Origin of the sequence: Alloalcanivorax xenomutans, from assembly GCF_900217905.1 — a bacterium.
GTDB classification, from domain to species: Bacteria; Pseudomonadota; Gammaproteobacteria; order Pseudomonadales; family Alcanivoracaceae; genus Alloalcanivorax; species Alloalcanivorax xenomutans.
In genome coordinates, this window is record NZ_OBMO01000023.1 from 39693 (window position 1) to 65394 (window position 25702).

21 protein-coding genes are annotated in these 25702 nt (G+C 64.2%); 1 reads left to right on the forward strand and 20 read right to left on the reverse strand.

Annotation, left to right across the window (positions count from 1 at the left end):
* Positions 1 to 4: 4 nt before the first annotated feature.
* The 20 genes from CRO06_RS16910 to leuC form a co-directional block, all read right to left on the reverse strand.
* Positions 5 to 775, reverse strand: coding sequence for an iron-containing redox enzyme family protein (locus CRO06_RS16910; protein WP_022995965.1), 771 nt, complete (start codon positions 773 to 775; stop codon positions 5 to 7).
* A 221-nt stretch (positions 776 to 996) separates the two neighbouring features.
* Entirely contained in the window at positions 997 to 3021 is a 2025-nt protein-coding gene (locus CRO06_RS16915) for a transglutaminase TgpA family protein (RefSeq protein WP_097058937.1), read from the reverse strand.
* The gene (locus tag CRO06_RS16920; protein ID WP_022995967.1) at positions 3021 to 3965 is read right to left on the reverse strand and encodes a DUF58 domain-containing protein; all 945 of its coding nucleotides are present in this window, start codon (positions 3963 to 3965) and stop codon (positions 3021 to 3023) included. Before CRO06_RS16920 ends, CRO06_RS16915 begins: the two co-directional genes overlap by 1 nt.
* A gap of 25 nt (positions 3966 to 3990) precedes the next feature.
* Positions 3991 to 4899, reverse strand: coding sequence for an AAA family ATPase (locus CRO06_RS16925; protein WP_014994963.1), 909 nt, complete (start codon positions 4897 to 4899; stop codon positions 3991 to 3993).
* A gap of 93 nt (positions 4900 to 4992) precedes the next feature.
* Entirely contained in the window at positions 4993 to 6204 is a 1212-nt protein-coding gene (locus tag CRO06_RS16930) for an O-succinylhomoserine sulfhydrylase (RefSeq protein WP_026949741.1), read from the reverse strand.
* 17 nt (positions 6205 to 6221) lie between these two features.
* Positions 6222 to 7745, reverse strand: a complete 1524-nt coding sequence (gene purF, locus CRO06_RS16935; RefSeq protein WP_026949740.1) for an amidophosphoribosyltransferase — start codon at positions 7743 to 7745, stop codon at positions 6222 to 6224.
* A gap of 15 nt (positions 7746 to 7760) precedes the next feature.
* Positions 7761 to 8261 (reverse strand): CvpA family protein, encoded by a 501-nt coding sequence (locus CRO06_RS16940; protein WP_026949739.1) that lies wholly within the window; start codon positions 8259 to 8261, stop codon positions 7761 to 7763.
* Positions 8262 to 8534: 273 nt separating this feature from the next.
* Complete coding sequence (locus tag CRO06_RS16945; protein ID WP_097058938.1) at positions 8535 to 9176, reverse strand: SPOR domain-containing protein; 642 nt, start codon at positions 9174 to 9176, stop codon at positions 8535 to 8537.
* Between the two features lie 98 nt (positions 9177 to 9274).
* Positions 9275 to 10528 (reverse strand): bifunctional folylpolyglutamate synthase/dihydrofolate synthase, encoded by a 1254-nt coding sequence (locus CRO06_RS16950; RefSeq protein WP_097058939.1) that lies wholly within the window; start codon positions 10526 to 10528, stop codon positions 9275 to 9277.
* Positions 10525 to 11397 (reverse strand): acetyl-CoA carboxylase, carboxyltransferase subunit beta, encoded by an 873-nt coding sequence (accD, locus tag CRO06_RS16955; protein ID WP_022995972.1) that lies wholly within the window; start codon positions 11395 to 11397, stop codon positions 10525 to 10527. Before accD ends, CRO06_RS16950 begins: the two co-directional genes overlap by 4 nt.
* 67 nt (positions 11398 to 11464) lie before the next feature.
* The gene (gene trpA / locus CRO06_RS16960; RefSeq protein WP_026949736.1) at positions 11465 to 12268 is read right to left on the reverse strand and encodes a tryptophan synthase subunit alpha; all 804 of its coding nucleotides are present in this window, start codon (positions 12266 to 12268) and stop codon (positions 11465 to 11467) included.
* Between the two features lie 11 nt (positions 12269 to 12279).
* Positions 12280 to 13491 carry a tryptophan synthase subunit beta gene (trpB, locus tag CRO06_RS16965; RefSeq protein WP_097058940.1) on the reverse strand — a complete coding sequence of 404 codons (1212 nt, stop codon included), beginning with the start codon at positions 13489 to 13491 and terminating at the stop codon, positions 12280 to 12282.
* A gap of 71 nt (positions 13492 to 13562) precedes the next feature.
* Complete coding sequence (locus CRO06_RS16970; RefSeq protein WP_022995975.1) at positions 13563 to 14207, reverse strand: phosphoribosylanthranilate isomerase; 645 nt, start codon at positions 14205 to 14207, stop codon at positions 13563 to 13565.
* Between the two features lie 236 nt (positions 14208 to 14443).
* A complete protein-coding gene (gene truA / locus CRO06_RS16975; protein WP_022995976.1) occupies positions 14444 to 15232 on the reverse strand; it encodes a tRNA pseudouridine(38-40) synthase TruA in 789 nt (262 codons plus the stop codon).
* Positions 15233 to 15331: 99 nt separating this feature from the next.
* A complete protein-coding gene (locus CRO06_RS16980) occupies positions 15332 to 18469 on the reverse strand; it encodes a FimV/HubP family polar landmark protein (RefSeq protein WP_097058941.1) in 3138 nt (1045 codons plus the stop codon).
* 461 nt (positions 18470 to 18930) lie between these two features.
* Positions 18931 to 19944: an aspartate-semialdehyde dehydrogenase gene (locus CRO06_RS16985; protein ID WP_022995978.1), complete on the reverse strand. Its 1014-nt coding sequence runs from the start codon at positions 19942 to 19944 to the stop codon at positions 18931 to 18933.
* Between the two features lie 112 nt (positions 19945 to 20056).
* On the reverse strand, positions 20057 to 21169 hold the full coding sequence (gene asd / locus CRO06_RS16990) for an aspartate-semialdehyde dehydrogenase (RefSeq protein ID WP_022995979.1): 1113 nt from the start codon (positions 21167 to 21169) through the stop codon (positions 20057 to 20059).
* A gap of 56 nt (positions 21170 to 21225) precedes the next feature.
* Positions 21226 to 22302 carry a 3-isopropylmalate dehydrogenase gene (gene leuB / locus CRO06_RS16995; protein WP_022995980.1) on the reverse strand — a complete coding sequence of 359 codons (1077 nt, stop codon included), beginning with the start codon at positions 22300 to 22302 and terminating at the stop codon, positions 21226 to 21228.
* 26 nt (positions 22303 to 22328) lie between these two features.
* The gene (gene leuD, locus CRO06_RS17000) at positions 22329 to 22982 is read right to left on the reverse strand and encodes a 3-isopropylmalate dehydratase small subunit (RefSeq protein ID WP_097058942.1); all 654 of its coding nucleotides are present in this window, start codon (positions 22980 to 22982) and stop codon (positions 22329 to 22331) included.
* A 6-nt stretch (positions 22983 to 22988) separates the two neighbouring features.
* Positions 22989 to 24401, reverse strand: a complete 1413-nt coding sequence (gene leuC / locus CRO06_RS17005) for a 3-isopropylmalate dehydratase large subunit (RefSeq protein WP_022995982.1) — start codon at positions 24399 to 24401, stop codon at positions 22989 to 22991.
* Positions 24402 to 24608: 207 nt separating this feature from the next.
* Between leuC and CRO06_RS17010 the strand changes: the two genes are divergently transcribed.
* Positions 24609 to 25475 (forward strand): LysR family transcriptional regulator, encoded by an 867-nt coding sequence (locus CRO06_RS17010; RefSeq protein WP_022995983.1) that lies wholly within the window; start codon positions 24609 to 24611, stop codon positions 25473 to 25475.
* The last annotated feature ends 227 nt before the right edge of the window (positions 25476 to 25702 follow it).

Below are 25702 nucleotides of genomic sequence, written 5' to 3' on the forward strand. Positions count from 1 at the left end.
TTAACTATTCATTGAACTCCGGTGTCTGCTCTTCCTCTCTTTCCCCGCCCATCCGATAACAATCGTCCAGCGCCAGCAGGTAGTATTCCAGCCCGCGGCGGGCGGCGGTAAAGGCGCGGCGGCGGGATTCCGGTTCCATCGCCACACGTTTGATCAGCTCCATGGCCTCATGGGGATGGGCGTCGTCGTAACTGGCATGGGCGCGTAACCAGGCCATGGTATGCCGGTTGATCTCCGCCACTCCCTGCTCCGCGTAATGGGTCATGCCTTTCACCACGCGCTGGCTCCATTCGCCGGTGGCCCATTCGATGGCCAGGTTGGTGGCGGCGATGCTTTCCTCCAGAGTGCCGCGCTCGCCGATGGACCAGAGGTAATGGTTCACCGCGTCCATGGCGGCGGGCGGCACGGTGTTCTCCAGGATGGATTGATCGATACCGAAGCCGGCGGCCCAGTCCTGATACCAATAGGCGTGCCGCTGCTCCACCTTGATGTTACCGATCAGCCAGTTCTTGCTTTCCTCGTGACCGGGGAAAATGCCCGGCCGGGTTTTGGCCAATGCCAGGCCCATGTATTTGGGAAAATTTTCCACCAAGGGATAGAAGTGCAGCAACGCGTCGCGAAACCGCTCCGGTGCCAAAGTCCCCTCACCCATTTCCACGAACAACGGATGCTCAACCACCTGGTCCTTGTACGGCACCAGCGCCTGCCAAAAGTGTTGCGCCCAGGGTTCGTGATCGGTGAGTTGCAGAGCTTCCTTATAGCGCGCGACGGACATGGTCTCCCCTTTTTGATCGTTCCCGTGATCATCAAGGGATAAAGCCTACTGCGCTCTTGGTGGTTGTGCCAGTGGACGCCAGGGCCGCATGGCTGGATTCCGGAATCATGAATTCGCGCTGCATTCGCTGGCAAGCCAGCTTCCCACGGAAGGGACACGAAGCCGCTGTGGGAAGCTGGCTTGCCAGCGAATCGGCGTCCAGGCTCACTACCTCACAAGAGTCAACGACATGCCCTCAGCAACCGCCGTCGTTGCCGGCGCAAAGCTCGCAACGCGCCGATGGACGGCGACGTGTCCTGTTGATAGGCCAGCCGTTCGAAGGTCTCCCGCCAGCTCAGCGCCGCCGGTTCCGCCGCCGGCCAGCGGCGCGCGATCCGCTCGCACAGTTGGGCGGCGGACAGGCGCTCCGCCCCCCGTACTCCGCGTTTGCTCAGCCCCCGGGCCAGCCGCCGGTATTCACGGGTCAGCGGCGTGGCGGAGCGAGGACCGCGCCCCCGGAACATGATCAGCGCCGTGGCCAGCACCAACAGTGCCGCCAGGGTCAGCAACAGCAACGCGAGCCGCCAGGGCGTCACCGCGCCAAGCCAGCGGGACAGCCACTGGTTCTGGCGCTTCAGGTCATAACCCAGCACCCAGCTCTGCCAGCGGAATTCAAGCAGGTCCGCCCATTGCCGCAATTGAAACAGCACCGGCAAACGCCCGATCCCATCGCCGGGAAGCCGGACCTCGCCGGCCTGGCTGAGGGAGCCGCGCAAGCCCAGTTCCACCCTTTCCGGCGCCACCGCCGCGGTCGGGTCCACTTCCACCCAGCCGCGCCCGGGCAGCCACACCTCGGCCCAGGCGTGGGCATCGTACTGACGGATCAACAGGTGCCGGCCCATGGGATTGGCTTCGCCGCCCTGATAGCCCCCCACAACCCGGGAAGGAATGCCGGCGGCGCGCATCAGCACCACGAAGCTGCTGGCGTAATGCTCGCAAAATCCCCGGCGGGTATTGAACAAAAAACCGTCCACCACATCCGGGCCGACGGCGGGCGGGCTGAGGGTGTAATGAAACGGCTCGTCGCGGAACCAGTGCAAGGCGGCGCTCACCAGGGCGCTATCGTCCCGATATTGCCGGCGCCATTGGCTGGCCAGCTCACGAGCGCGCGGGAAACCCTGTTCCGGCAAACTCAACATCAACGCACGCTGATCCGGCGCCAGCGGTTCGGTCATTGGCACCCCGGTGTAACTGCGCACCCGATAGCGGAAATTACCGGTGACCGGTTCGGTGGCCACCAGGTGCCGGTCACGGGCCAGCACCAGACCATCGAACTCCGGCACCGGAGTATTGAGCGCGTACAGCCAGCGCCTCTGGCTCGGCGCCATGATCACCTGATAGTCCCAGTAAGGGCGGTCCGCGGCCCGCCGCAGCAGGTCCCGGTACCACAGTGGCGGCGCCCCCCGGCCGCTGTAGAAGGTCAGTTCATCACCCCAATCGTCCGGCCGCGCCTGGCTCCAGGTACGGCCATCGAACCAGCTGTAGGTCAGGCCACGCCAATAGCGCTGCCGGTAAGGCGGCACCTCGCCATCGAACTGCACGCGGAAGGCGATCGCGCTGGACTCGGCCAGATTGCTGACCTGCCCGGGCGCCATCGTGTCGCTCATGCCGGTTCGCGCCTGGCCCTGATCAGTATGCACGTTCCACAATGGCGGCAGCCGCGGCACCAGTACGAACAACACCACCGCCAACGGCACCGCCTGCAGTAATAGCACCGCCGCCTTGCCCAGATGCTGGCGCGAGCGCGCCTGGGAATCATTGTAGTGAATCCCCACCAGACTGGCGGTAAGCAGCAACAGACACAGGCAGACATAAAGAAAAACGAAGAATCCCTGCTGGAACAGCAGGATGGTGGCGCAGACGAAATAGCCGATGATGATCAGCACATAGGCGTCGCGGCGCCCCACCAGCTCCAGATACTTCAGGGCGAACAGGCTGGTAATCAGAGCGGTGCCCGCTTCCGGCCCGATCAGACGGCCGAAGCTCAGATAAATGCCGCCGACGGTGCCGAGCAACAGCAACACCCGTATCCATCGGCCCGGCAGCGGCGCCCGCTGACGATCCATCAGTGCCCGCCACAACAGGATCGCCAGCAACAACAGCACCTGCCAGAACGGTCCACGCAGCAGTTGCGGCAGGGAAATGGCGAGAATGGCGGCGGTCAGCCAGGGCCGGGCGTGACTGGGTACCTGATAAAGGCGGGCCATCAGCGCTGCCCTCCCTCGTTGCCGTGCAGCGCGAGCAGATCCAGAGCCCGCAGGCGATGTTCATCACCGCTGCCCGGCGCCAGTTCCATGGCGGGCAAGCGCAAACCAAAGGGTTGTCCGGCCTCGCTCAGCAGCAACACCCAATGGCATAGCAACGCCAGGCGTTGCTCCTCGGGCAGGCCTTCCAGACGGTCGTAGCCAAGCCAGAGCCGTTCGCCCTCCTCGGCGTCGAACAGTTTGGTGTTCATGCCGCGACCGCGCGCATAACCTTTCCAGTCCACCTGGCGAAGGGAATCCCCCAGCACGTAAGCGCGCAGCCCCTGGAACGCTTCACTGCCGTGGCGGCCGGTGCCACCGGAACCGCCGCGGCCCTCCCAGGGCGAAGGGGCGTCCTCCCGGGGCCGGGGCCAGGCCAGACAATGATGTTCCAGCGCCACCAATGACCAGGCCCGCAGCAGGCCCAAGGGATAGCGGCTTTCCACCCGTAACCGCTGGGGCCGGACCGGGCCGCGCCGAGGCAGCGCCAGATTCAGCCACACGGTTTTTTCTTCTCCGGTTTCCAAACTGACTTCCTGGGCATCCTGCCCCGGCCAGCTCAACCACACACTGCGGTGCGGCTGCCCCCGCGACACCAGCACCACCGCCAGACCACCGTGCCCGCCGACAAAACCGTTGCGAGCGGCGCCGGCGCGCAGGGTCAGAGCGGAAAGATTGCGGAAAGTGTGCAGGATGCCCATCACGAACAAGGACACCATCAGGAAACACAGTGCCAGAATCAGATTGTTCTCGTAATTGACACCACCGAGAAACAACAGCAGCGCCACCACCAGATACAGCACACCATAGCCGCTGGGCAGAATGAAGATACGACGCTGATTCAACTGCACCTGATGGTCACGCGGCAGACGTCGGGCCAACCAGTTTTGCCAGGCGCGTTTTACCATGGCCGCCCTCCTTCGCTCGCGCCGGTCAGCGCACCACCGGCACGGTCTGCAACAGGGATTGGGTCATCGCCGCCACGTTGCCGCCTTCGCGGGGCTGCAGCCGGTGTTCCGCCACCGCCGCCCAGACCGACTGCACATCTTCCGGCAGCACATAGTCGCGACCGTGCAGCAACGCCCAGGCACGGGCGGCGCGCAGCAGTCCCAGGCCGGCACGGGGCGAAAGACCGGCGACGAAACGGCTGTCGGCACGGGTGGCGTCCAGCAAACGCTGTACGTAGTCGATCAGCTCCCGGGTGGCACGCAGTTGATCGACGAAGCGGCAAAGTTTCCGCAGCCCCGAAGGCTCAATCGCCGCTTCCAGTTGACGTACCCGATCACGCTGGTCACCGCCGGCAAGCAGATCCCGCTCCACTTCCGGCGACGGATAGCCGAGCGAAATGCGCATCAAAAAGCGGTCCAGTTGGGATTCCGGCAAGACGAAGGTGCCGGCCTGGGTCACCGGGTTTTGCGTGGCCACCACGAAGAAGGGTTCGGGCAGCGGCCGGGTCAGGCCATCCAGCGATACTTGCTGCTCTTCCATGGCCTCCAGTAACGCCCCCTGGGTTTTGGGCGTGGCGCGGTTGATCTCGTCGGCCAGCAGCAATTGCGTGAATACCGGCCCTTCCCGGAGGGTGAATTCACGGCTGTCCGGGTCGAATACGGAGACCCCGAGAATGTCCGCCGGCAACATGTCGCTGGTGAACTGAACCCGCCGGTAATCGAGCCGGAATACCCGCGCCAGGGCCTGAGCCAGAGTGGTCTTGCCCATGCCGGGCAGGTCTTCGATCAGCAAATGGCCGCCGGCGAGCATGCAGGCCAAGGCCAGTTTGATTTGTTCCGGTTTCCCCAATACCACCCGGCCCACCTGGGCCAGGGCTTTTTCCAGTGCCTGCATGGGTACGGCCTTGTCGTCGTTTTTTAAAACGGCGCTCCCCCCAATTCAGGAGCCCAAAAGAGGCTGGCTACACCCGATGTCGGATCTCTTCTCTCAAAACCCCAGCGTTTTCAGCCCCAGGGACAGATCCGCTTTCAGGTCCGCCAAGTCTTCCAAGCCTACCGCAATACGGATCAGGTTTTCCGTGATGCCGGCCCGTTGTTTGTCTTCTTCCGCCACCCGGCCATGGGTGGTACTGCCCGGATGGGTGATGGTGGATTTGGTATCGCCAAGATTGGCGGTGATCGAGATCAGCCGGGTGCCATCGATGAAACGCCAGGCGGCCTGGCGGTCCCGGTTACCATCGCTGTCTTCCACTTCGATCGCCAGTACCGCGCCGAATCCGCTCTGCTGACGCGCCGCCAGTTCATGCTGCGGATGGGATTTGAGTCCGGCGTAATGCACCCGCGCGATGCCCGGCTGCTGTTCCAGCCATTCGGCCAGCGCCAGTGTGTTGCGGGAATGGGCTTCCATGCGGATACCGAGGGTCTCCAACCCCTTGAGAAATACCCAGGCATTGAACGGGCTCATGCTCGGACCGGCGGAACGGACGAAACCGTGCACTTCATCCACCAGCTTGGCCGGGCCCACCACGGCGCCGCCCAGGCAGCGTCCCTGTCCATCCAGGTATTTGGTGGCGCTGTGGATCACCAGATCCGCGCCGAGCGCCAGCGGCTTCTGCAAAGCGGGCGTACAGAAGCAGTTGTCGACGATAAGAATGGCGCCGTTGTCATGGGCCAGTTTCGCCAGGGCCGGAATGTCGCCGACTTCGGAGAGCGGATTGGACGGCGTTTCCAGGAACAGCACCTTGGTTTCCGGCCGGATCGCGTCGCGCCATTGCTCCAGGTCCGCCAGGTCCACCATGGTGGTCTCGACCTGGAATTTCTTCAGGTAGCGGTCGAACACCACATTGGTGGTGCCGAACACACTGCGGGAGCTGACGATGTGATCGCCCGGGGCCAGCAGCGCGAAGAACGTGCTGCTGATGGCGGCCATGCCGGAAGCCAGGGCCACGCCCTTCTCCGCCCCTTCCATGGCGGCCAGGCGCTGTTCGAACGCCGCCACGGTGGGATTGGTGAAACGGGAATAAACGTTGCCCGGCTCCTCGCCGGAGAACCGCGCCGCCGCCTGGGCGGCGCTGTCATAGACGAAGCTGGAGGTAAGAAACAGCGGCTCCGAGTGCGACATCTGATCGGTACGTAACTGCGCCCAGCGAATCGCCAGTGTATCGGTATGCAGTTCGTTTGGATCAGAAAAGTCGCTCATGATGTTCTCGGTTCACCTCAATTGGAGTTGTGCAGATCGATGACTTCGTTTTCCGCCAGGGCCCGGGCCTGCTCACGGGCGGATTTGGCCAGGTCGTTGCGGCGTTGCTCCAGATTCTGGAGATAACCCTGGTCGATGTTACCGGCTAAATAAACGCCGTTGAACACGGAACAATCGAATTCCTTGACCCGTGAATTGCCTTCCTTGCAGGCGGACACCAGGTCGTCCAGATCCTGATAGATCAGACGGTCGGCGCCGATGATCCGGCAAACTTCCTCGACGCTGCGGTCGTGGGCGATCAGTTCATCGGCGGCGGGCATGTCGATGCCGTACACATTCGGATACTGCACCGCCGGCGCGGCGGAAGCGAAGTAGACCTTGCGGGCACCGGCTTCGCGCGCCATCTGGATAATCTCGTGACAGGTGGTGCCGCGCACGATGGAGTCGTCCACCAGCAGCACGTTCTTGCCGGAAAATTCCAGCTCGATGGCATTCAGTTTCTGGCGCACGGATTTTCGCCGCATCTGCTGGCCGGGCATGATGAAGGTGCGGCCGATGTAACGGTTCTTGATGAAGCCTTCCCGGTACTTCACGTTGAGCCGGTTGGCCATTTGCAAGGCGGAAGTGCGGCTGGTGTCGGGAATCGGAATGACCACGTCGATGTCATGATCCGGCCATTCCCGCTCGACTTTCTCCGCCAGCTTTTCGCCCATGCGCAGACGTGCCTTGTACACGGAAATGTCGTCCATGATGGAATCCGGACGGGCCAGATAAACATGTTCGAAAATACACGGGCTCAGCTGCGGATTGTCGGCGCACTGGCGGGTGTGCATCTGGCCGTCGGCGGTAATGTAAACCGCTTCACCGGGTTCCAGGTCCCGTTCCAGATGGAAGCCCAGGGAAGACAGCGCCACCGACTCGGAAGCCACCATGTATTCCGGCCCTTGCTCGGTGTCCTTCTTGCCGAAGCACACCGGGCGGATACCGTGCGGGTCGCGGAACGCGAGAATACCGTAGCCGGTGATCATGGCGACCACCGCGTAGGCGCCCTCCACCCGGCGATGCACCGCCGCCACCGCGTCGAAGATGTCGTCCGGCTCCGGCTGCAGCTTGCCGCGCAGTTGCAGCTCGTGGGCGAACACGTTGAGCAGCACTTCGGAATCGGAGGTGGTATTAATGTGGCGCAGATCAGCACGGAAGATGTGTTCAGCCAGCGCCTCGGAATTGGTCAGGTTGCCGTTATGCGCCAGCGTGATGCCATAAGGCGAGTTCACATAAAACGGCTGTGCCTCGGCGGAACTGGAGCTGCCGGCGGTGGGGTAACGCACATGGCCGATGCCCATGTTGCCGACCAGCCGGCGCATATGGCGGTTGCGGAACACGTCCCGCACCATGCCGTTGTCCTTGCGCAGAAACAGCCGGTCGCCGTCACAGGTAACGATGCCCGCGGCATCCTGTCCACGGTGTTGCAGGACCGTCAAGGCGTCGTAGATCGCCTGGTTCACATGGGAGTGGCCCACGATGCCAACAATGCCGCACATTTGCTTATCCTCGAGCTAGCTGGAGCTTGCGCTGATGTTGATGAGATAAGTGAGCAGATCCCCGGCCACCTGGCGGGTCCAGTTCTCCAGCATGACGAAATGCGGTACCAGTACCGACGCCTGCCACCAGGGATCCTCGATGAAAAGCTGGCGGCCCAGTGCGACCAGCACCACCACCAGCAGGACGCCGCGAATGGCGCCGAATACCATGCCCAGTAGCCGGTCGGTCCCGCTCAGGCCGGTGACCCGGACCAACTCGCCGAGCAAATGATTGATGAGCGCGCCGATCACCAGTGTCAGGACGAACAGCACACCAAACGCCACCGCCAAACGCAGACTGGGGGTCTCGATCTGATCCACCAGCAGCGCATCCAGCGCCGGGCTGAACAGCCGCGCCACCACGAAGGCGGCCACCCACGTCAGCAGAGAAAAGGCTTCCCGGGTGAAACCGCGGCGGAGGCTGATCAGGGCCGACACAGCGATGATGAACAGGATGATGCCGTCTGCCAGATTCAGAGTCATGAGATGGGGCGTGGGCGGAACAGGCGGCAAAGTTTACCAGAGCGTCCCGCGCTTGCCCATGGATGAACTTGAATGAACGTCATCGTCGGAGCCTATGTGTATAGGGGCATATTCGCTGGCAAGCGGAGCGCCGCCCGGCCAGCTTCCCACAGCGGCTTTGTGGTACGAACTGTGGGAGCCAGCCTGCTGGCGAATCGGGCCTGCGGTGTTGGCACATTCGCTTGCAGGCAAGCTCCCACAGACCGGACAAAGCTCCCATAGAGATCACTAAGGCACGAAGGTGCGCACCAGGCCGTCGAGAGCGAAGCGCTTGTCATCGCGCAGGCGCTGTTTCATCGCCTCGGCGTCCTTACGCTGGATTTCCGGCCCCACGAACACCCGCTGCCAGCGGTTGCCGTCCTGTTCCTGGGCGCGGAAATAGGCGTTGTAGCCCGCCTCGCGCAGCCGTTCCACCAGGGCCTCGGCATTGGCCTGATCACTGAAACTGGCCACTTGCACGGTGAAGCCCGAAGTCGGCAGGGTGCCGTTCCGTGCCGGGGCGGGCTCGGATTCCGGCTCGGGATCCGGTTGCGCCTGGGATTCCGGCTTGGGCTCGGTCTGCTCCTCCGGGGCCGGAGCCGCCTCGTCCTTGCCCCCCTGCTCTTCGGGCAATGGCTCTTGCAGTTCCGCCTGGCCGGCTTCGGCCACCGCCTGCTGGTCCGCTTCGATCTCCCGTTCCAGGCTTTCCTGCTCCTGTTCGTCGATGACCGGCTCCACTTCGGTGGTTTCCAGCGCCGGTGCTTCCGGCAAGGTCATATCCAACGCCACCCGGACCTGATCCGGAGAGCGCAAAACCAGAGGGGCAAGAATCGCCGCCAGCAGAAGCAGCAGCAACAGGCCAATCAAGCGGTGACGGGTGCGGGAGTGCACGAACGAAGGCTCCTTGCGAATAAAAGGTCCAACAACGGGAGGGGCACGGACCCAGGCCGGTCATCTCCGAGACGATTCGGCCTGGCGCCAGCGGGATTCTAGCGCGCCGGCGGCGGAACCGCCTCAATCACCGTCAGGGCTTCGGCCACAGTGTAGAAGGATCCCACGATCACCACCTGATCGCCAGTATCGCTGTCGTTCACCGCCGCTTCCAACGCTTCGGCAACACTGCCACAAGGATGGACCGCCGCCTTCCGGACTGTCTCCGGCAACGCCGCCACCAGCCTTTCCACGGTGGCGGCGCGGGGCAGATCCGGCCGGCACGGATACCACTCCAGCGGCTCGCCGGCGAACAGCGCCACCACCTGCTCCACCGGTTTGTCCGCCATCATGCCCAGCACCAGCCGGCGGCGGCCGGCACAGGCCGGCAAGCGATGCCGCAGCCGGGTCAACGCTTCCAGGTTATGACCGACGTCGAGGAGGCAATCGATACCTTTGAAACGGCGCCGGTCGCAACGGCCAGTCAGGCCGGTATCCACCACCTGGCCGGGAATATGAGGGGCCGGCGCCAAACCCGCCGCGGCCAGGGCCTGGACCGCGGTGGCCAGATTGTCATCGCCCAGACGCGCCGACTCCGGTATCCGGTAGCGACGTTCCTCATCGCCGTCGCGCACGGTCACTTCCCCGTCGCCCAGCGTGAACTCCCGCCCTGCCCTGAGCGGCAAGGCCGCCAGCGCCGCCAGTTCCGAGTCCAGATTCGACGGCGCCGCCAACTCACCGTAGACCAGCGGCCGGCCGGCCCTGCCGATGCCGATTTTTTCCCGCAGAATCGCTTCGCGGCTATCGCCGAGCCAGTCCAGATGATCCAGCCCCACCGAGGTGACCACCGCCACATCGGCGTCGATCAGGTTGACCGCGTCCAACCGCCCGCCCAGGCCCACTTCAAGGATGCACAGGTCCGCGTCACTGCGCTGGAACAGCCACAGTCCGGCCAGAGTGGTGAACTCGAAATAGGTCAGCGCGGTGTCGCCGCGCCCCTGCTCCACCGCCGCGAAAGCCTGGCACAGCGCCTGGTCCGAGGCGGGGCCATCGGGCAGCCGGATACGCTCATTGAAACGCAGCAAATGAGGTGAGGTATAAACGCAGCAGCGCAGCCCGGCGGCCTCCGCCATGGCGGTAAGCAGGCGCACCACCGAGCCCTTGCCGTTGGTGCCGGCCACGGTGATCACCGGCATCGGCAGGGTGCGCACGCCCAGATCTCCGGCGACGCGGCGCAAACGCTCCAGCCCCAGCTCGATTTCACTGGGGTGGAGCCGCTCGATGCGTTCGAGCCAGTGTTGGAGGTCGCTCATTGAGTGGACAGCGGCGCCCGGGTCATGTTGGCGAGAAGACGATGCAGAGTGTCACGCATTTGCAGACGCGGCACGATCATGTCGATGGCGCCGTGCTCAAGCAGGAACTCACTGCGCTGGAAACCTTCCGGCAGCTTTTGCCGCACGGTCTGCTCGATCACCCGCGGACCGGCGAAGCCGATCAGGGCGTTGGGTTCGGCCACGTTAATGTCGCCCAGCATGGCCAGCGACGCGGACACGCCGCCATAGACCGGATCGGTGAGTACCGAGATGAAAGGCAGCCCGGCTTCGCGCAAGCGCTCCAGGGCAGCGGAGGTCTTGGCCATCTGCATCAGGGAAAACAGACCTTCCTGCATGCGCGCGCCGCCACTGGCGGAGAAACACACCAGCGGCAGTCGCTGTTCCAGGCACACTTCCACCGCGCGCACGAAACGCTCGCCAACCACCGAACCCATGGAGCCGCCCATGAAACGGAACTCAAAGGCACAGGCCACCAGCGGCAGGCCATGCAGTTTGCCTTTCAGCACCACCAGCGCGTCTTTCTCGCCGGTGTCCTTCTGCGCGCCAGTGAGGCGGTCCTTGTACTTCTTGGAATCCTTGAACTTGAGCCGATCCTCCGGCGCCAGCTCGGCACCAATCTCGGAGGTGACGCCTTCATCCAGGAACAGCTTCAGGCGTTTGCGGGCCCCGATGCGCATATGGTGTTCGCACTTGGGGCACACATCCAGGTTGCGCTCCAGCTCCGGCCGGTACAAAGCACTGTCACAGCGTGGGCACTTGCGCCACAGACCTTCCGGTACGCTGTTGCGACGGTTTTCCTGCGGCCGGCGAACCGCGGGCAAAATCTTTTCCAGCCAGTTGTTGCTCATTACCTAGACCCTTGTATTTGACCCGCTTTATGGGACCCGCTTATCGCCAAGCGAGCACGGCATCGGCTTATTCGTCCATGGCGGAGCGCATGTCGGCAAGCACGGCGGCCACCGCCGGTGCGATGGCCTCGGTGCGCTGCGCGTTGGCGGCGATCTGGTTGACCAGCGCGCTGCCCACCACCACGCCATCAGCGACCCGGCTGACGGCCCGGGCCGATGCCGCGTCTTTGATACCAAAGCCTACCCCAATGGGCAATTGGGCAAGGTTGCGAATTGTTTCAACCCGCGACGCCACTTCCTCCACATTGAGGGTGGCGGCGCCGGTGACGCCCTTCAGGGAGACATAGTAAAGATAACCGCTGGCCGCCTCGCCGATGCGGCGAATACGCTCATCGGTGGTGGTCGGCGCCACCAGGAAAATCAGATCGACACCGCGCTGGCGGAATCGCGGCACGATGTCCTCGCATTCCTCCGGCGGCAGATCCACCAGCAGCACCCCGTCCACGCCGGCACTGACGCAGGCATCGGCGAAGGTTTCGTACCCCATGGCTTCCACCGGGTTCAGATAACCCATCAGTACCACCGGAGTACGATCATCCCGACGCCGGAACTCGGCGACCATGGCGAGCACGTCGCGCAGGCTGGTGCCGGATTCCAGAGCCCGCTCACAGGCTTTCTGGATCACCGGACCATCGGCCATGGGATCGGAGAACGGCACCCCGAGTTCGATGATGTCGGCGCCCGCCTCCACCATCGCGTGCATCACCGGCACGGTCACTTCCCGGTTGGGATCACCGGCGGTGATATAGGGAATCAGCGCCTTGCGGCCGCTCGTGTTCAGTTGTTCGAAACAGGCTTGAATACGGCTCATGGCATTCCCCCTCAAAACTCGATGCCGTCGATATCGGCCACGGTCAGGATATCCTTGTCACCCCGTCCGGACAGATTGACGATGAGATTCTGATCCGCGCTCATGGTGGGCGCCAGCTTGCGCGCATAGGCCAGCGCGTGGGCGGATTCCAGCGCCGGCATGATGCCCTCCACCCGGGTCAGTTCCCGGAACGCGGCCAGCGCTTCCTGGTCATCGGCGGCCACGTAATTGACCCGGCCGATGTCCTTGAGCCAAGAGTGCTCGGGACCGACCCCCGGATAATCCAGACCGGCGGACACCGAGTGGGTCTCGATGATCTGGCCGCTCTCGTCTTCCATCAAATAGGTGCGGTTGCCGTGCAGCACACCGGGACGCCCGGCGGTCAGCGGCGCCGCGTGGCGGCCGGTGTCGACGCCATCACCGGCGGCTTCCACGCCGTACATGGCCACGCCCTCGTCCTCCAGGAACGGGTGAAACAGGCCAATGGCATTGGAACCGCCGCCGACACAGGCGACCAGCGCGTCCGGCAGTTTGCCGGCCTGCTTCAGACTCTGCTCCCGGGCTTCGCGGCCGATCACCGACTGGAAGTCCCGCACCAGCATCGGGTACGGGTGCGGCCCGGCCACGGTGCCGATGATGTAGAAGGTGTCGTCCACGTTGGTGACCCAGTCACGCATGGCTTCGTTCATGGCGTCCTTGAGGGTGCGTGAGCCGGAGGTCACCGGAATCACCTCGGCGCCGAGCAGTTTCATGCGGTAGACGTTGAGCCGCTGCCGGCGAATGTCTTCCTCGCCCATGAACACGTGACACTCCAGCCCCAACCGGGCGGCCACGGTGGCGGAGGCAACTCCGTGCTGGCCGGCGCCGGTTTCCGCGATCACCCGCTTCTTGCCCATGTGCTTGGCCAGCAAGGCCTGGCCGATGGTGTTGTTCACCTTGTGCGCGCCGGTGTGGTTGAGATCCTCACGCTTGAGCCAGACGCGGGCGCCGCCGAGCTGTTCGCTCCAGCGTTCCGCCAGATACAACGGCGAAGGACGCCCCACGTAGTGGGCCAGGTCGTAATCGAAATCGGCCTGGAATTGGGGGTCATCCTTGAGACGCCGGTACATGGTTTCCAGTTCGTCCAAAGCGGCCATCAGGGTTTCGGAGACGAATCGTCCGCCGAATTGCCCGAAGTGGCCCCGCTGGTCGGGGAATGCCTTGTAATCAGGACGTTCAGTCACCTCATGCTCCTCGTCTGGGATAGCGTACTGTCAGGATTGTCGCGCCGGGCCCGAAGGGTCCGATCCTAGGGTCAGGCCTTGGCCGCGCGCAAAAAGGCCCGCACTGCGTGGCGGTCCTTGATACCGCCGAGGGTGGCGCCGGTCACCGCCCGCACCTCCACGCCGCCGCTCACGTCCACCCCCCAGGGGCGCACCTGGCGCACGGCCTCGGCCACGTTGGCCGGCGTCAAACCACCGGCCAGGATCAACGGCAACGCCGATTCCCGGGGCAGCAGGCCCCAGTCGAAGCGTTCGCCGGTACCGCCGGGGGTGCCCGGCACATAGCTGTCCACCAATAACCCGCGGGCGCCGGCGGCGGCGTACTCGCGCGCCACCCTGGCCGGGTCGGCGCCGTCACGCATGCGCAGGGCCTTGATCCAGGGACGCTGGAAAGCGGCGCCGTACTCCGGCGTTTCGTCACCGTGGAACTGCAGCATGTCCAGGGGCAGCTCACGCAGGTACTCGCGCACCAGTCCCGCGTCGGCGTTGACGAACAAGCCCACCGTGGTCACGAACGGCGGCAGCGCGGCGAGAATGCGCGCGGCACGTCGCGGATCCACGTAGCGGGGACTGGATGGATAAAACACCAGGCCGATGGCATCGGCGCCGGCGCGGGCGGCCTGTACCGCGTCTTCCGGACGGGTAATGCCGCAGATTTTAACCCGGGGTGTGCTCATCGAAATCCTATCAGGAAACGCGGGCCGAAGGACAGCGCCACAGGCGGCGCCACCTGCCCCCGCGGGGACCGTCCATGTTAGCAAAGCGGCGAGGGTCTGGCACGCGAACATGCCATTCAATACTCCCAGACCACGAAGCCGCTGCAGGAGTTGGCCTGCCGGCGAATTCAGGCCCTCCGGCGTCGGCGCATTCGCTTGCAGGCAAGCCCCCACAGTGGCTTCGGCCCCTTTTCAACCTACTCCAACCAGAGCGGCCCCAACGGCTCCCGCGGCAATTCAAACTGATCCGGGTAACCGATATCCACCAGATACAGTCCATAGGGCGGCGCGGTGACACCGCCTTCGCGGCGGTCACGGGCGGCCAGCACCTCGGCGGCCCATTCCACCGGTTGATGACCGGCGCCAATGGCCATCAGCACGCCGGCGATGTTGCGCACCATATGCATCAGGAAGGCATTGGCCTCCACTTCCAGGATGATCATCCGGCCGCGCTGCCGAATGTCCAGCCGGTGCAGCGTCTTCACCGGCGACTTGGCCTGGCAATGCACACAACGGTAGGAAGTGAAGTCATGGGTGCCCACCAGCGCCCGGGCGGCGTCGGCCATCCGCTGTACATCCAGCGGCCGGTGGTTCCAGGTGACCTGGCGGCGGAACAACGCCGGCGGCGCGCCGGCATTGTAGATCACGTAACGATAGCAGCGCCGGAAAGCACTGAAACGGGCGTGAAAGTCGTCGCTCACCGGCACCGCCCAGCGAACCGCCACGTCGTCGGGTAAAAAACGGTTGCCGCCCATGACCCAGGCTTTCATGTCGCGATTGGCGTTTGAATCGAAATGGCACACCTGGCCGGTGGCATGCACGCCGGTATCGGTGCGGCCGGCGCAGATCAGCGTCACCGGGTGGTCCGCCACTCGCGACAGGGCCTGCTCCAGGTGCCACTGCACCGTGCGAACGCCATCCTCCTGGGTCTGCCACCCATGGAAGCGGCTGCCATCGTATTCCACCGCCAACGCGATCCGGGTCATGATGGGCCTGTTTTTTTCACGCCAAAAGGAAGGGGCGATACCTTACGGCATCGCCCCCTTTTTTTACAGAACGGCGTTTTCGCTTACACGTAATACGCCTTACTCGACGCGCTCCAGCAACTGGCGGGCATCGTCCCGCTGGCTGTCACTGCCTTCGCTGATCACCTCGTTGAGGATATCCCGGGCGCCTTCCATATCCCCCATTTCGATGTAGGCGCGAGCCAGGTCCAGTTTGGTGGCGTTCTCATCGGTTTCCGCCAGGAAGTCGAATTCATCATCCTCGTCAGCGGACACCGGTACCGGCGCGGCCGGTTCCTGAACCTCGCTGGCCGGCGGCTCGGCGGGCGCCGGAGCCTCGAAGGCCGGGTCCCCGAAAGCTTCCGTACCGGCATCGGCGGCCACCGGCTCGGGCAGTTCGATCGCCGCCTCCGGGGTTTCATCGGCACCGGCATCGTCCAGATCCAGGCCGTCCAGGGAAAACTCGAAGGTGTCGTCACCCTGATCCTCCGTCCCCGCTTCGCCGTGGTCGTCGCTCTCCGGTTCGGAGACCGGCTCGGCAGCGGGCTCGGCCTTGTCGCCCTCCCACTCCAGTTCCAGGTCGTCCAGTTGGAACTCCAGCGACTCCGATCCCGGCGGCGTCGTCCCGGTTACAGGCTCCTCCCGCGGGGCTTCCACCGGCGTCGAGTCCAGCTCCAGGCCGTCAATGTCATCGGTGTCGCCCGTGTCGGAAGAAAAGTCGGAAGAAAAATCCAGATCATCCAGATCCAGGCCATCCGAACTTACCGGGGTATCGTCCCGGACCGTCAGCGTGGCGTGAGTCAACGGCTCCTCGTCCAGAGCCAGGGCCTCTTCCGGATCGTCGTCGATCAGCACCGGTTCGTCGTCATCGGCCTCGCTCGGCGGCGCCTTGTCATCGTCCAGACTGAACTCGAAGTCATCCAGGTTGAGCGGGTCCTCCCCCGTTTCCCCTTGCTGATCGTGCTCCGACGGGACCGGCCCGCCGGGATCACCAGCCAGATCCAGTTCCAGATCGTCCAGGGATAGCGGAGCGGACTCGTCCGTGCCGGCCTGCCCGCCTCCGCCCAGCCGTTCGATGGCCCGGTCCAGTTCCTCCGCGGTACCGGCGTACAGCGCCGCCTGTTGCCGGAACGCCGCCTGATCGCCCATTTCGTTCAGCACTTCCAGCAGCCGCACTTTCAAATCGTTACGGCCCGGCGCCTGGTTGATTTCATTACGGAGGAAATCCGCCGCCTGCGGGTAGCGGCCATAGGCCACATAGACCTCCACCTCTTCCAGCGGATCCTGACTGGCGGCGGCGGCAGCACGGGATCGATCCTCGTCATCGGCGCCGCCGGCACCGGTCCGCGCCGCCACCGGGTCCTGCCCGGACCGCCCTTCGTCTTCGTTGTCACCGTCGTCCGCCAGCGGCATCAAGGGCGGCAAAGCGTCTTCCTCCGGGTCATCCTTGCCGCTCTGACGGCGGCGCAACGCCAACAGCAGAAGCAGCAACAGTGCCGCCACGGCGGCTCCCAGATACAGCAGGTTGCGCATTACCCAGTCCAGCCAGCCAGCGGGCGCCGGGGCAGCCGGCTCGGCCGCCGGCGGCAGCGGACGCACGGAAGCGGCACTGTCAGCGCCGCTTGCCGGTTGGGACGGGGATTTCGGCGCGGCCTTGGCGGCGCCGTCGGGCCTCTCCGTATCCGTGGTCGAAGAGTCAATGGTGGAACCCCCCATGGCGGCGGAGTCGGCCGGCGGCGAGGTGCTGGCCGCCGGATCCGTCGTCTCCGCGGGCACCGGCTCCCCCGGCGCCTGTTGCTCGGGGGCCATCTCCGCTGGGGTAATCCGAGCAGGTGCAAGCAAGGCCTCATCCACCTTGCCATCGCCCTCGCCCTCCCGCAGCTGCCGCAGTGCCTCTTGAAGGGCCGCGATCTTCTCATTCTGCAAGCGCAGCATTTCGCCACTGGTATCCAACTGCTCGCCGAGCTCATCGATACGGCTGCGCAGCTCATCGTTCTCCCGGCTCAGCCGGTCCAGATTCTCATCGCGAATAGCCAGTTCGTTCTGCAGCGCGGCGGTGGCCGCTTCACCGCCACCGCCGGTACCGGTGCCATCACCGTCACGGGCGGCGTCGGAGGCATCCGGCGCCACCAGCGTAACCCGGCCGCCATCGCCTTCCTGTTCCACTGGCGCGGCATCGCTTTGCTCGGTGGCATCCAGTTGCGCCGCCGCCAGCGTTTCCTCCGCATTGGTGCTGGCCGCACGCCGCTGGCGCCATTCGCTGGTTTGATCGGCCACTCGCCGCATTGCTTCGCTGCTGGCGATCGCCGCCGCCTGACGTTCGCTGGGCAGCCGCAGCACCGCGCCTTCCCGCACCAGATTGATGTTGCCGTCGATGAAGGCTTCCGGATTCATTTCCTGAATCGCCATCATCATTTGTTGGACGGAGACCCCGCCGCCAGGGCGATGCTCGGCGGCGATGCGCCACAGGGTATCGGACGAGCGCACCCGGTAGCGGTCATTGTTTTCGTTCAGAGTGCCACGCCCCGGCGTCGCGCTGCTGGCGGTGCCACCCTGGTCCGAGTCCGCTTGCTCCGGTTCCGGCTTCGGTTCCGCGGATTCGGCCACCGTTCCAGCATCGTCCTCCGGCTCAACGGTGTTTGCTGTTTCCTCTTGGGGTTCTTCTCGCGGTTCGCCCTCCGTCGCCGCGTCGCTGACGGCGGGTGCCCGTGGTTCGGGCTCCGGCGCGGGCGGCGCCGGTTCGGTCTTCGGCTGCGCTTGCGGCACGACCGGCACCGGCGCCGGTTGAACCTGGGCGGCACTGACCGCCTCACCGCTGGCGTCGTAGCTGGGCGGATCCAGCAATACGGTGTATTCGCGCACCAGACGGCCGGTGGGCCAGAGAATCTCCACCAGGAAGTTGAGATAGGGCTCACGCACCGGCTGGCGGGAACGGATGTGCAGAACCCCGTCGCCCTCGCCGGTGAAGGTCACCTCGAACGTCAAATCATTGAGGAAGTAGCCGCGCTCCACCCCGGCGGAGTCGAATTCCGCTTGCGGGGCCAGATTGACCACGATTTCCTCTGTCGACAGCCGTCCGGTTTCGTGCAGGACGACGTCCATCTCCAGCGGCTGGTTCAGATAGGAGTTAAGCTCGTATTCCCCCACCCCCAGAGCAGCCGCAAGCCCCGGCGTCATCGCCGCCAGCGCGACAAACCCTATGCCAAATTTTCGGAGCATGTGGTTGAACCCCAGTTACTTATTCTGTATTCCCCGCCCTCTGAGCCGGCAGGCACGCTGCGGATTTCTTTCCGCGAGTCTCGGAATAAGGCCTGGAACAATCCAGAGAAAACAAACCTTATTCTGAGACGCTCTGGTCAGAAAGTCCGCATTCGATTGTGCCCGACGACGGGGTATAAACCTAGAAACTGCGTCACATATTGCTAGTAAGTGCGCATTTTTCATGGTTTTTTCGAAAAAATGCGCGCGCAACCGTGGATTGAGACGCCCCCGTCCCGAGCCGCTAGGGCGGCCCGAGAGCTACGACTTTATTCTGGCGGGATGGGGGTTGTCGAGGGGGTAAGCACTTCCTTTGCCCACGATTTGCGGGCACGCGGTTGGCGGGGCGCTGGCCTCCTGGCCCGCATACACGTCGCTACAAGGCCGCTGTGGGAATTGGAATCGGACGGTTGAGAGCAGGATCACGCCCCGGCGAGCAGTTGCTCCACCAGCAGGACGGCATTGCGGGCGGCGCCGGCCTTGATGTTATCGGCCACGGTCCAGAAGCTCAGTTCGCCCTGCCCGTCCACGTCTTCCCGGGCACGGGCCAGCCGCACCAGCGGCTCCTCTTTCACCTGCCGTACCGGGGACGCGCCGTCCCCCTCTCCGCCTTCGTCCTGGGCCAGACCCGGCGCCTCGTCCCAGCAGGCCTGCGCCTGAGCCAGACCGATGGGCAGACCGCCGCGCACCACCACCACCTGGGAAAGGCCATGGAACACCGGCACCTGCACACAGCTCACATCCACGGCCAGGTCCGGACGGCCGAGCACCCGCCGGGCTTCCAGCATCAATTTCAATTCCTCGCTGGTATAGCCGTTGTCCTGCAGACGCCCGACGGTGGGCACGAGGTTGAAGGCGTATTGCGGTTCCGCGCCTTCGCTGGCGTCCATGCCATTGAGCAAACGCGCGCTCTGGCGGGCCAGACGTTCCACGCCATTGCGCCCCGAGGAGGAGGCGGCCTGCAACTGGGTCACGGTGACCCGCTGCAATTCGGAGATCGCCATCAGCGGCTTCAAGGCCAGCATCAGTTGCACGGTGGCGGCATCGGCGGCGGCGGCCAGATTGCGCTCGCGGGCGGCGGGAATCTGCTCGTCGTTGACCCCGGCCACCAGCAACGGCACGTCCGGCTCGTAACGGAACGCCGGTGACAGGTCCAGGACCATGGCTCCGGCATCCACCGCGCGCGGCGCCCATTCCTGGGACACCGCGGCGCCGGCGGCGAACACCACCAGCGCCACGCGGGAGAAATCGAAGCCATCCAGCCGCTGTACCGTCAGCGAACGGCCGCCCACCCGCAAAGACGTGCCTTCGCTCTCTTCCGAGGCCAACAGGAACAGTTCTCCGTAGGGCACCTTGCGCTGCGCCAGTTGCTCCAGCAGGGCATCGCCCACCAGGCCGGTGGCACCAACCACCGCCAATCCGGGTTCCATCGACATTGTTTATCCTCCAGGACAACGTTCCGTCAGAACAAAGACAAACGGCACAAGCCCGCTGGACTCGTGCCGTTCGTTGGGGCCGGACGTCCGCGCCGGACGTTCGACTTCTTGATCACCGCTCCAGCAGAATCCGCAGCATGCGGCGCAGCGGCTCGGCGGCGCCCCACAGCAACTGATCGCCGACGGTGAAGGCGTTGAGATATTCGCCGCCCATGTTCAGCTTGCGCAGGCGCCCCACCGGAACGGTCAAGGTGCCGGTTACCGCCGTCGGCGTCAGATCACGCAGCGTCGCCTCTTTCTCGTTGGGCACCACTTTCACCCAGTCATTGGCGTTGCGGATCAGGTCGTAGATCTCATCCAGCGGCACATCTTTCTTCAGTTTCACCGTCAGCGCCTGGGCGTGACAGCGCATGGCGCCGATGCGCACACAGGTGCCATCCAGCGGGATCGGTTGGTCGCCGCGACCGAGGATTTTGTTGGTCTCGGCCTGGGCTTTCCACTCCTCCTTGCTCTGGCCGTTTTCCATTTCCTTGTCGATCCACGGCAGCAGCGAGCCGGCCAGTGGCGCACCGAAGTGCTGTTGCGGCAGATCACTGGAGCGCATGGTATCCGCCACCTGACGATCGATGTCGAGAATGGCGCTGGCCGGATCCGCCAGTTTGTCCGCCACGGCACCGTGGATGGTGCCCATCTGCGCGATCAGCTCGCGCATGTTCTGGGCGCCGGCACCGGAGGCCGCCTGGTAGGTCTGGGCGCTGGCCCACTCCACCAGATCGGCGTTGAACAAACCGCCCAGGGCCATCAGCATCAGGCTCACGGTGCAATTGCCGCCGACGTAGTCCTTGACGCCGTTGTCCAGCGCCTGATCGATCACCTTGCGGTTCACCGGGTCCAGCACGATGACGCTGTTGTCCTGCATGCGCAGCGCGGAGGCGGCGTCGATCCAGTAGCCCCGCCAACCGGCTTCACGCAGTTTGGGATACACCTCATTGGTGTAGTCGCCGCCCTGGCAGGTGACAATGACGTCCAGTTTTTTCAGCTCATCGACGCTTTTGGCGTCGCCCAGCGCCGGAATTTCCTTGCCCACATCCGGGCCGGCCTGGCCGACCTGGGAGGTGGAGAAGAACACCGGTTCGATGTCCTGGAAATCGTTTTCCTCACGCATGCGGTCCATCAATACGGAACCGACCATGCCACGCCAGCCGATAAAACCGACTTTCTTCATTGAGACTTGTCTCCCGAAGGGGTTGCCCCTTCTCAATCTATGGGTTCAGGCGCCGATCAACCGCGAGCCAGTGCTTCGGCCACGGCGGCGCCCATTTCCTCGGTGCTCACTTTGCGCGTGCCCTCGGTGTAAATATCCGCGGTACGCAGCCCCTGATCGAGAACCTGCTCCACCGCGGCCTGGATCGCATCCGCCACGTCACCACGCTCCAGACTGTAGCGCATCAGCATGGCCAGCGACATGATGGTGGCCAGCGGGTTGGCGATGCCCTGGCCGGCGATGTCCGGCGCCGAGCCGTGGCAGGGTTCGTACAGGCCCTTGCGGTTTTCGTCCAGGGACGCGGAGGGCAGCATGCCGATGGAACCGGTGAGCATGGCGGCTTCATCGGAGAGAATGTCACCGAACAGGTTGCCGGTGACGATCACGTCGAACTGTTTCGGCGCGCGCACCAGTTGCATGGCGGCGTTGTCCACGTACATATGGGACAGTTCGATATTCGGGTAGTCCTTGGCGGCGTCGGTGACCACCTCTTTCCACAGCTCGGTGACTTCCAGCACATTGGCCTTGTCCACCGAGCAGACCTTGTTGTTGCGCTGGCCGGCCAGTTCGAACGCCACCTTGGCGATACGGCGCATTTCCGATTCGGAATAGACGTCGGTGTTGAAGCCGACCCGCTCGCCGTTCTCCTCACGGATACCGCGCGGCTGACCGAAGTAGATGCCGCCGGTCAGTTCACGGACGATGAGAATATCCAGGCCCGACACCACTTCCGGTTTCAGCGAGGAGGCGTCCGCCAGTTGCGGGAACAGAATCGCCGGGCGCAGATTGGCGAACAGGCCCAGCGAGGAGCGCAGCCGCAGCAGGCCACGCTCGGGGCGCTTGTCCCGTTCGATGGTGTCCCACTTGGGACCGCCGATGGAACCGAACAGAATGGCGTCGGCGGCGCGCGCCTTGTCCAGCGTGCTCTCTGGCAGCGGGTCACCGTGCAAATCATAGGCGGCGCCGCCCACCGGCGCTTCGTCCAGGCTGATGTCGAGGCCGAAACGCTGCTCGGCGGCGCGCAGCACGCGCACCGCTTCCTGGACGATTTCCGGGCCGATGCCGTCACCCGGCAGAATCAGAATGTGGCTCATGGTTCGCTTCCGTGGTGTTGTCCTGATCAGTGGTTCACGTGCTCGGCGAACACCCAGGGCTCGCGGGCCCGGCGGCGTTCCTCATAGGCACGAATGGTGTCCGCTTCCTGCAGGGTCAGGCCGATCTCATCGAGGCCGTTGAGCAGGCAGTGTTTGCGGAACTCATCAATGTCGAAATCGTAGGCCTTGCCGTCCGGCGTGCGCACCTGCTGGGCTTCCAGGTCCACGGTCAGACGCAGGCCGGGATTGGCCGCCTCGGCCTGGAACAGTTCTTCCATCTGCTCCTCGGAGAGCACGATGGGCAGCAAGCCGTTCTTGAAACAGTTGTTGTAGAAGATATCGGCGAAGCTCGGCGCGATCACCGCGCGAAAACCGAAATCCATCAACGCCCAGGGCGCGTGCTCACGGCTGGAGCCACAACCGAAGTTGCGGCGGGCCAGTAAAATAGTAGCGCCCTGATAGACCGGCTGATTCAAGACGAAATCCGGGTTCTTCGGCCGTGCGTCATTGTCCTGGCCCGGGTAGCCCTCGTCCAGATAACGCCACTCATCGAACAGGTTCGGCCCAAAGCCGGTGCGCTTGATCGATTTGAGAAACTGCTTCGGAATGATCTGGTCGGTGTCCACGTTGGCGCGATCCAACGGCGCCACCAGCCCTTCATGCTTGACGAATTTTTCCATGATCGCTTACCCCAATTCCCGCACGTCGACGAAATGACCGGCCACCGCGGCGGCGGCGGCCATGGCCGGGCTCACCAGATGGGTGCGGCCGCCGTTGCCCTGCCGGCCCTCGAAGTTCCGGTTGGAGGTGGAGGCACAGTGCTCACCGGGTTGCAGACGGTCCGGGTTCATCGCCAGACACATGGAGCAACCGGGCTCGCGCCATTCAAAACCGGCTTCGATGAAGATCTTGTCGAGGCCTTCCTGTTCCGCCTGCTTCTTCACCAGACCGGAACCCGGCACCACCAGCACCTGCTTCACCGAATCCGCTTTCTTGCGTCCCTTGGCCACATCGGCGGCGGCGCGCAAATCCTCGATTCGCGAATTGGTGCAGGAACCGATGAACACCCGGTCCACGGGAATATCACCGACCTTGATGCCCGGCTTGAGGCCCATGTACTCGTAGGCGCGCAACATGCCGGAGCGTTTCACTTCATCGCTTTCCGCCTGCGGATCCGGCAGGCTGGCGTCCACCGCCACTACCATTTCCGGGCTGGTGCCCCAGGACACCTGCGGGCGGATGTCGGCGGCGTCGATCTCCACCACGGTATCGAATCGGGCGTCGTCATCGGACACCAGGGTACGCCAGTAGGCTTCCGCCTGTGCCCATTGTTCGCCGGTCGGCGCCATCGGACGGCCCTTGACGTAATCCACGGTGATGTCGTCCACCGCCACCATGCCGGCGCGGGCGCCGGCCTCGATGGCCATGTTGCAGACCGTCATGCGGCCTTCCATGCTCAGCGAGCGGATGGCGCTGCCGGCGAATTCGATGGCATGGCCGGTACCGCCGGCGGTGCCGATCACGCCGATGATGTGCAACACCACATCCTTGGCGGTAACGCCTGGGCCAAGGTCGCCCTCCACCTTCACCTGCATGTTTTTCATCTTTTTGGCCACCAGGGTCTGGGTGGCGAGCACATGCTCCACCTCACTGGTGCCAATACCGTGAGCCAGACAGGCCAGCGCGCCATTGGTGGAGGTGTGGGAATCGCCACACACCACGGTCATGCCCGGCACCACCGCGCCCTGCTCCGGCGCCATCACGTGCACGATGCCCTGACGCACGTCACCGATACCGAACTCGGTGATACCGAACTCGCGGGTGTTGTCCTGCAGCGTCTGCACCTGAATGCGCGAGGTCTCGTCGGTGATATCGGCGGCGCTCTTGAACGGCGTGGTCGGCACATTGTGGTCGATGGTCGCCACCGCCGCGCCGGTCCGCCAGGGCTGCCGCCCGGCCAGACGCAGCCCTTCGAAGGCCTGCGGCGAGGTCACTTCGTGAATGATGTGACGATCGATGTAGATCAACGCCGATCCGTCTTCCCGCTGGGCGACGAGATGGGCGTCCCACAACTTGTCGTAGAGGGTCTTGCCTGCCATTGATGCTTCTCCTGGAGCCTTGGGGGGCTGTTAATGACCACACCCTACGCGGGGGCATAAGATAAATCCAATTCATCTTTTTTATGGTTTGGATTCCCATGAGTTATCTGAGAGGATAAGAGACTAAAGGGCTGGGTAGTTTGTGGTGACTCCAAATTGCCCCCCCTGCCCGCCCTAATTCCTCGATACCGGAGGCAGCCCCACCCCATGGATACCCAATCCTTGCAAGCCTTCATGGCCGTGGCCGAGAGCGGCTCCTTTTCCGGCGCGGCGGAGCGGCTGTTCCTGACCCAGCCGGCGGTGAGCAAACGCATCGCGGTGCTGGAACAGCAATTGGGGGCGCGCCTGTTCGACCGGGTTGGACGGCGTATCCGCCTCACCGAAGCCGGCGAGGCGCTGTTACCCCGGGCGCGGAAAGTGCTTCAGGAACTGGAGGACATGGGCCGCGCCATCAACAACCTCACCGGCGAAGTCAGCGGCACCCTGCGCATCGGCACCAGCCACCATATCGGCCTGCATCGCCTGCCACCGGTGCTGCGGCGTTTCTCCCGGGAGTACCCGCAGGTGCGCCTGGACATCCATTTCATCGATTCCGAGGAAGCCTGGGAGGCGGTGCTGCACGGGGATCTGGAGATGGGGGTGGTGACCCTGCCGCCGCAGCCGGATACCCGCCTGCACAGCCAGGTGATCTGGGACGACCCGCTGGTGTTCATGTGCGCGCCGGAACACCCGCTGGCCCGGCAAGCGGATCTCACCCTGGAAACCCTGACCCGCTTCAGCGCCATCCTGCCCTCTCCGGTGACCTTCACCCGCCGCATCGTCGAACGGCTGTTCCAGGAACACGGCCTGGCGCTGAACATCTCCATGTCCACCAATTATCTGGAGACCATCCATATGATGGTCTCCATCGGCCTGGGCTGGAGCGTGCTGCCGGCCACCATGCTGGACCAGAGCGTGATCGAATTGGCGGTGGACACCCCCCTGCCGGAACGCAAACTGGGCGTGGTGACGCATCCCGGGCGGAGCCGGTCCAATGCGGCACGGGCCTTCCTTGAAGCAATCGATAGTGAATAGTTAACAGCGATGACGGCAGTGAATAGTTAACAGTTAACAGTGAATAGCGAAAGTCAAAAGCAAAGAGGCCGCACCCAAGCACTGGACGCGGCCTCTTTTGCTTTCAGCGCAAGTCACCCTCTCCCGCGCCGCTGGACTGGCCCCATTTAAGTAGACACGGACTGTAAAGTAGCCGCATAGGCGTTGGGGGTGAGCCCTCCCAGCGTCATGTGGCGTCGTACTTTGGG

What these genes read in the sequence shown, in the direction of transcription:
- CRO06_RS16910 (WP_022995965.1), bottom strand. Translation starts at nt 775, where the DNA reads ATGTCCGTCGCGCGCTATAAGGAAGCTCTGCAACTCACCGATCACGAA.
- CRO06_RS16915 (WP_097058937.1), bottom strand. Translation starts at nt 3,021, where the DNA reads ATGGCCCGCCTTTATCAGGTACCCAGTCACGCCCGGCCCTGGCTGACC.
- CRO06_RS16920 (WP_022995967.1), bottom strand. Translation starts at nt 3,965, where the DNA reads ATGGTAAAACGCGCCTGGCAAAACTGGTTGGCCCGACGTCTGCCGCGT.
- CRO06_RS16925 (WP_014994963.1), bottom strand. Translation starts at nt 4,899, where the DNA reads ATGCAGGCACTGGAAAAAGCCCTGGCCCAGGTGGGCCGGGTGGTATTG.
- CRO06_RS16930 (WP_026949741.1), bottom strand. Translation starts at nt 6,204, where the DNA reads ATGAGCGACTTTTCTGATCCAAACGAACTGCATACCGATACACTGGCG.
- purF (WP_026949740.1), bottom strand. Translation starts at nt 7,745, where the DNA reads ATGTGCGGCATTGTTGGCATCGTGGGCCACTCCCATGTGAACCAGGCG.
- CRO06_RS16950 (WP_097058939.1), bottom strand. Translation starts at nt 10,528, where the DNA reads ATGAGCGACCTCCAACACTGGCTCGAACGCATCGAGCGGCTCCACCCC.
- accD (WP_022995972.1), bottom strand. Translation starts at nt 11,397, where the DNA reads ATGAGCAACAACTGGCTGGAAAAGATTTTGCCCGCGGTTCGCCGGCCG.
- trpA (WP_026949736.1), bottom strand. Translation starts at nt 12,268, where the DNA reads ATGAGCCGTATTCAAGCCTGTTTCGAACAACTGAACACGAGCGGCCGC.
- CRO06_RS16970 (WP_022995975.1), bottom strand. Translation starts at nt 14,207, where the DNA reads ATGAGCACACCCCGGGTTAAAATCTGCGGCATTACCCGTCCGGAAGAC.
- truA (WP_022995976.1), bottom strand. Translation starts at nt 15,232, where the DNA reads ATGACCCGGATCGCGTTGGCGGTGGAATACGATGGCAGCCGCTTCCAT.
- CRO06_RS16980 (WP_097058941.1), bottom strand. Translation starts at nt 18,469, where the DNA reads ATGCTCCGAAAATTTGGCATAGGGTTTGTCGCGCTGGCGGCGATGACG.
- CRO06_RS16985 (WP_022995978.1), bottom strand. Translation starts at nt 19,944, where the DNA reads ATGTCGATGGAACCCGGATTGGCGGTGGTTGGTGCCACCGGCCTGGTG.
- asd (WP_022995979.1), bottom strand. Translation starts at nt 21,169, where the DNA reads ATGAAGAAAGTCGGTTTTATCGGCTGGCGTGGCATGGTCGGTTCCGTA.
- leuB (WP_022995980.1), bottom strand. Translation starts at nt 22,302, where the DNA reads ATGAGCCACATTCTGATTCTGCCGGGTGACGGCATCGGCCCGGAAATC.
- leuD (WP_097058942.1), bottom strand. Translation starts at nt 22,982, where the DNA reads ATGGAAAAATTCGTCAAGCATGAAGGGCTGGTGGCGCCGTTGGATCGC.
- leuC (WP_022995982.1), bottom strand. Translation starts at nt 24,401, where the DNA reads ATGGCAGGCAAGACCCTCTACGACAAGTTGTGGGACGCCCATCTCGTC.
- CRO06_RS17010 (WP_022995983.1), top strand. Translation starts at nt 24,609, where the DNA reads ATGGATACCCAATCCTTGCAAGCCTTCATGGCCGTGGCCGAGAGCGGC.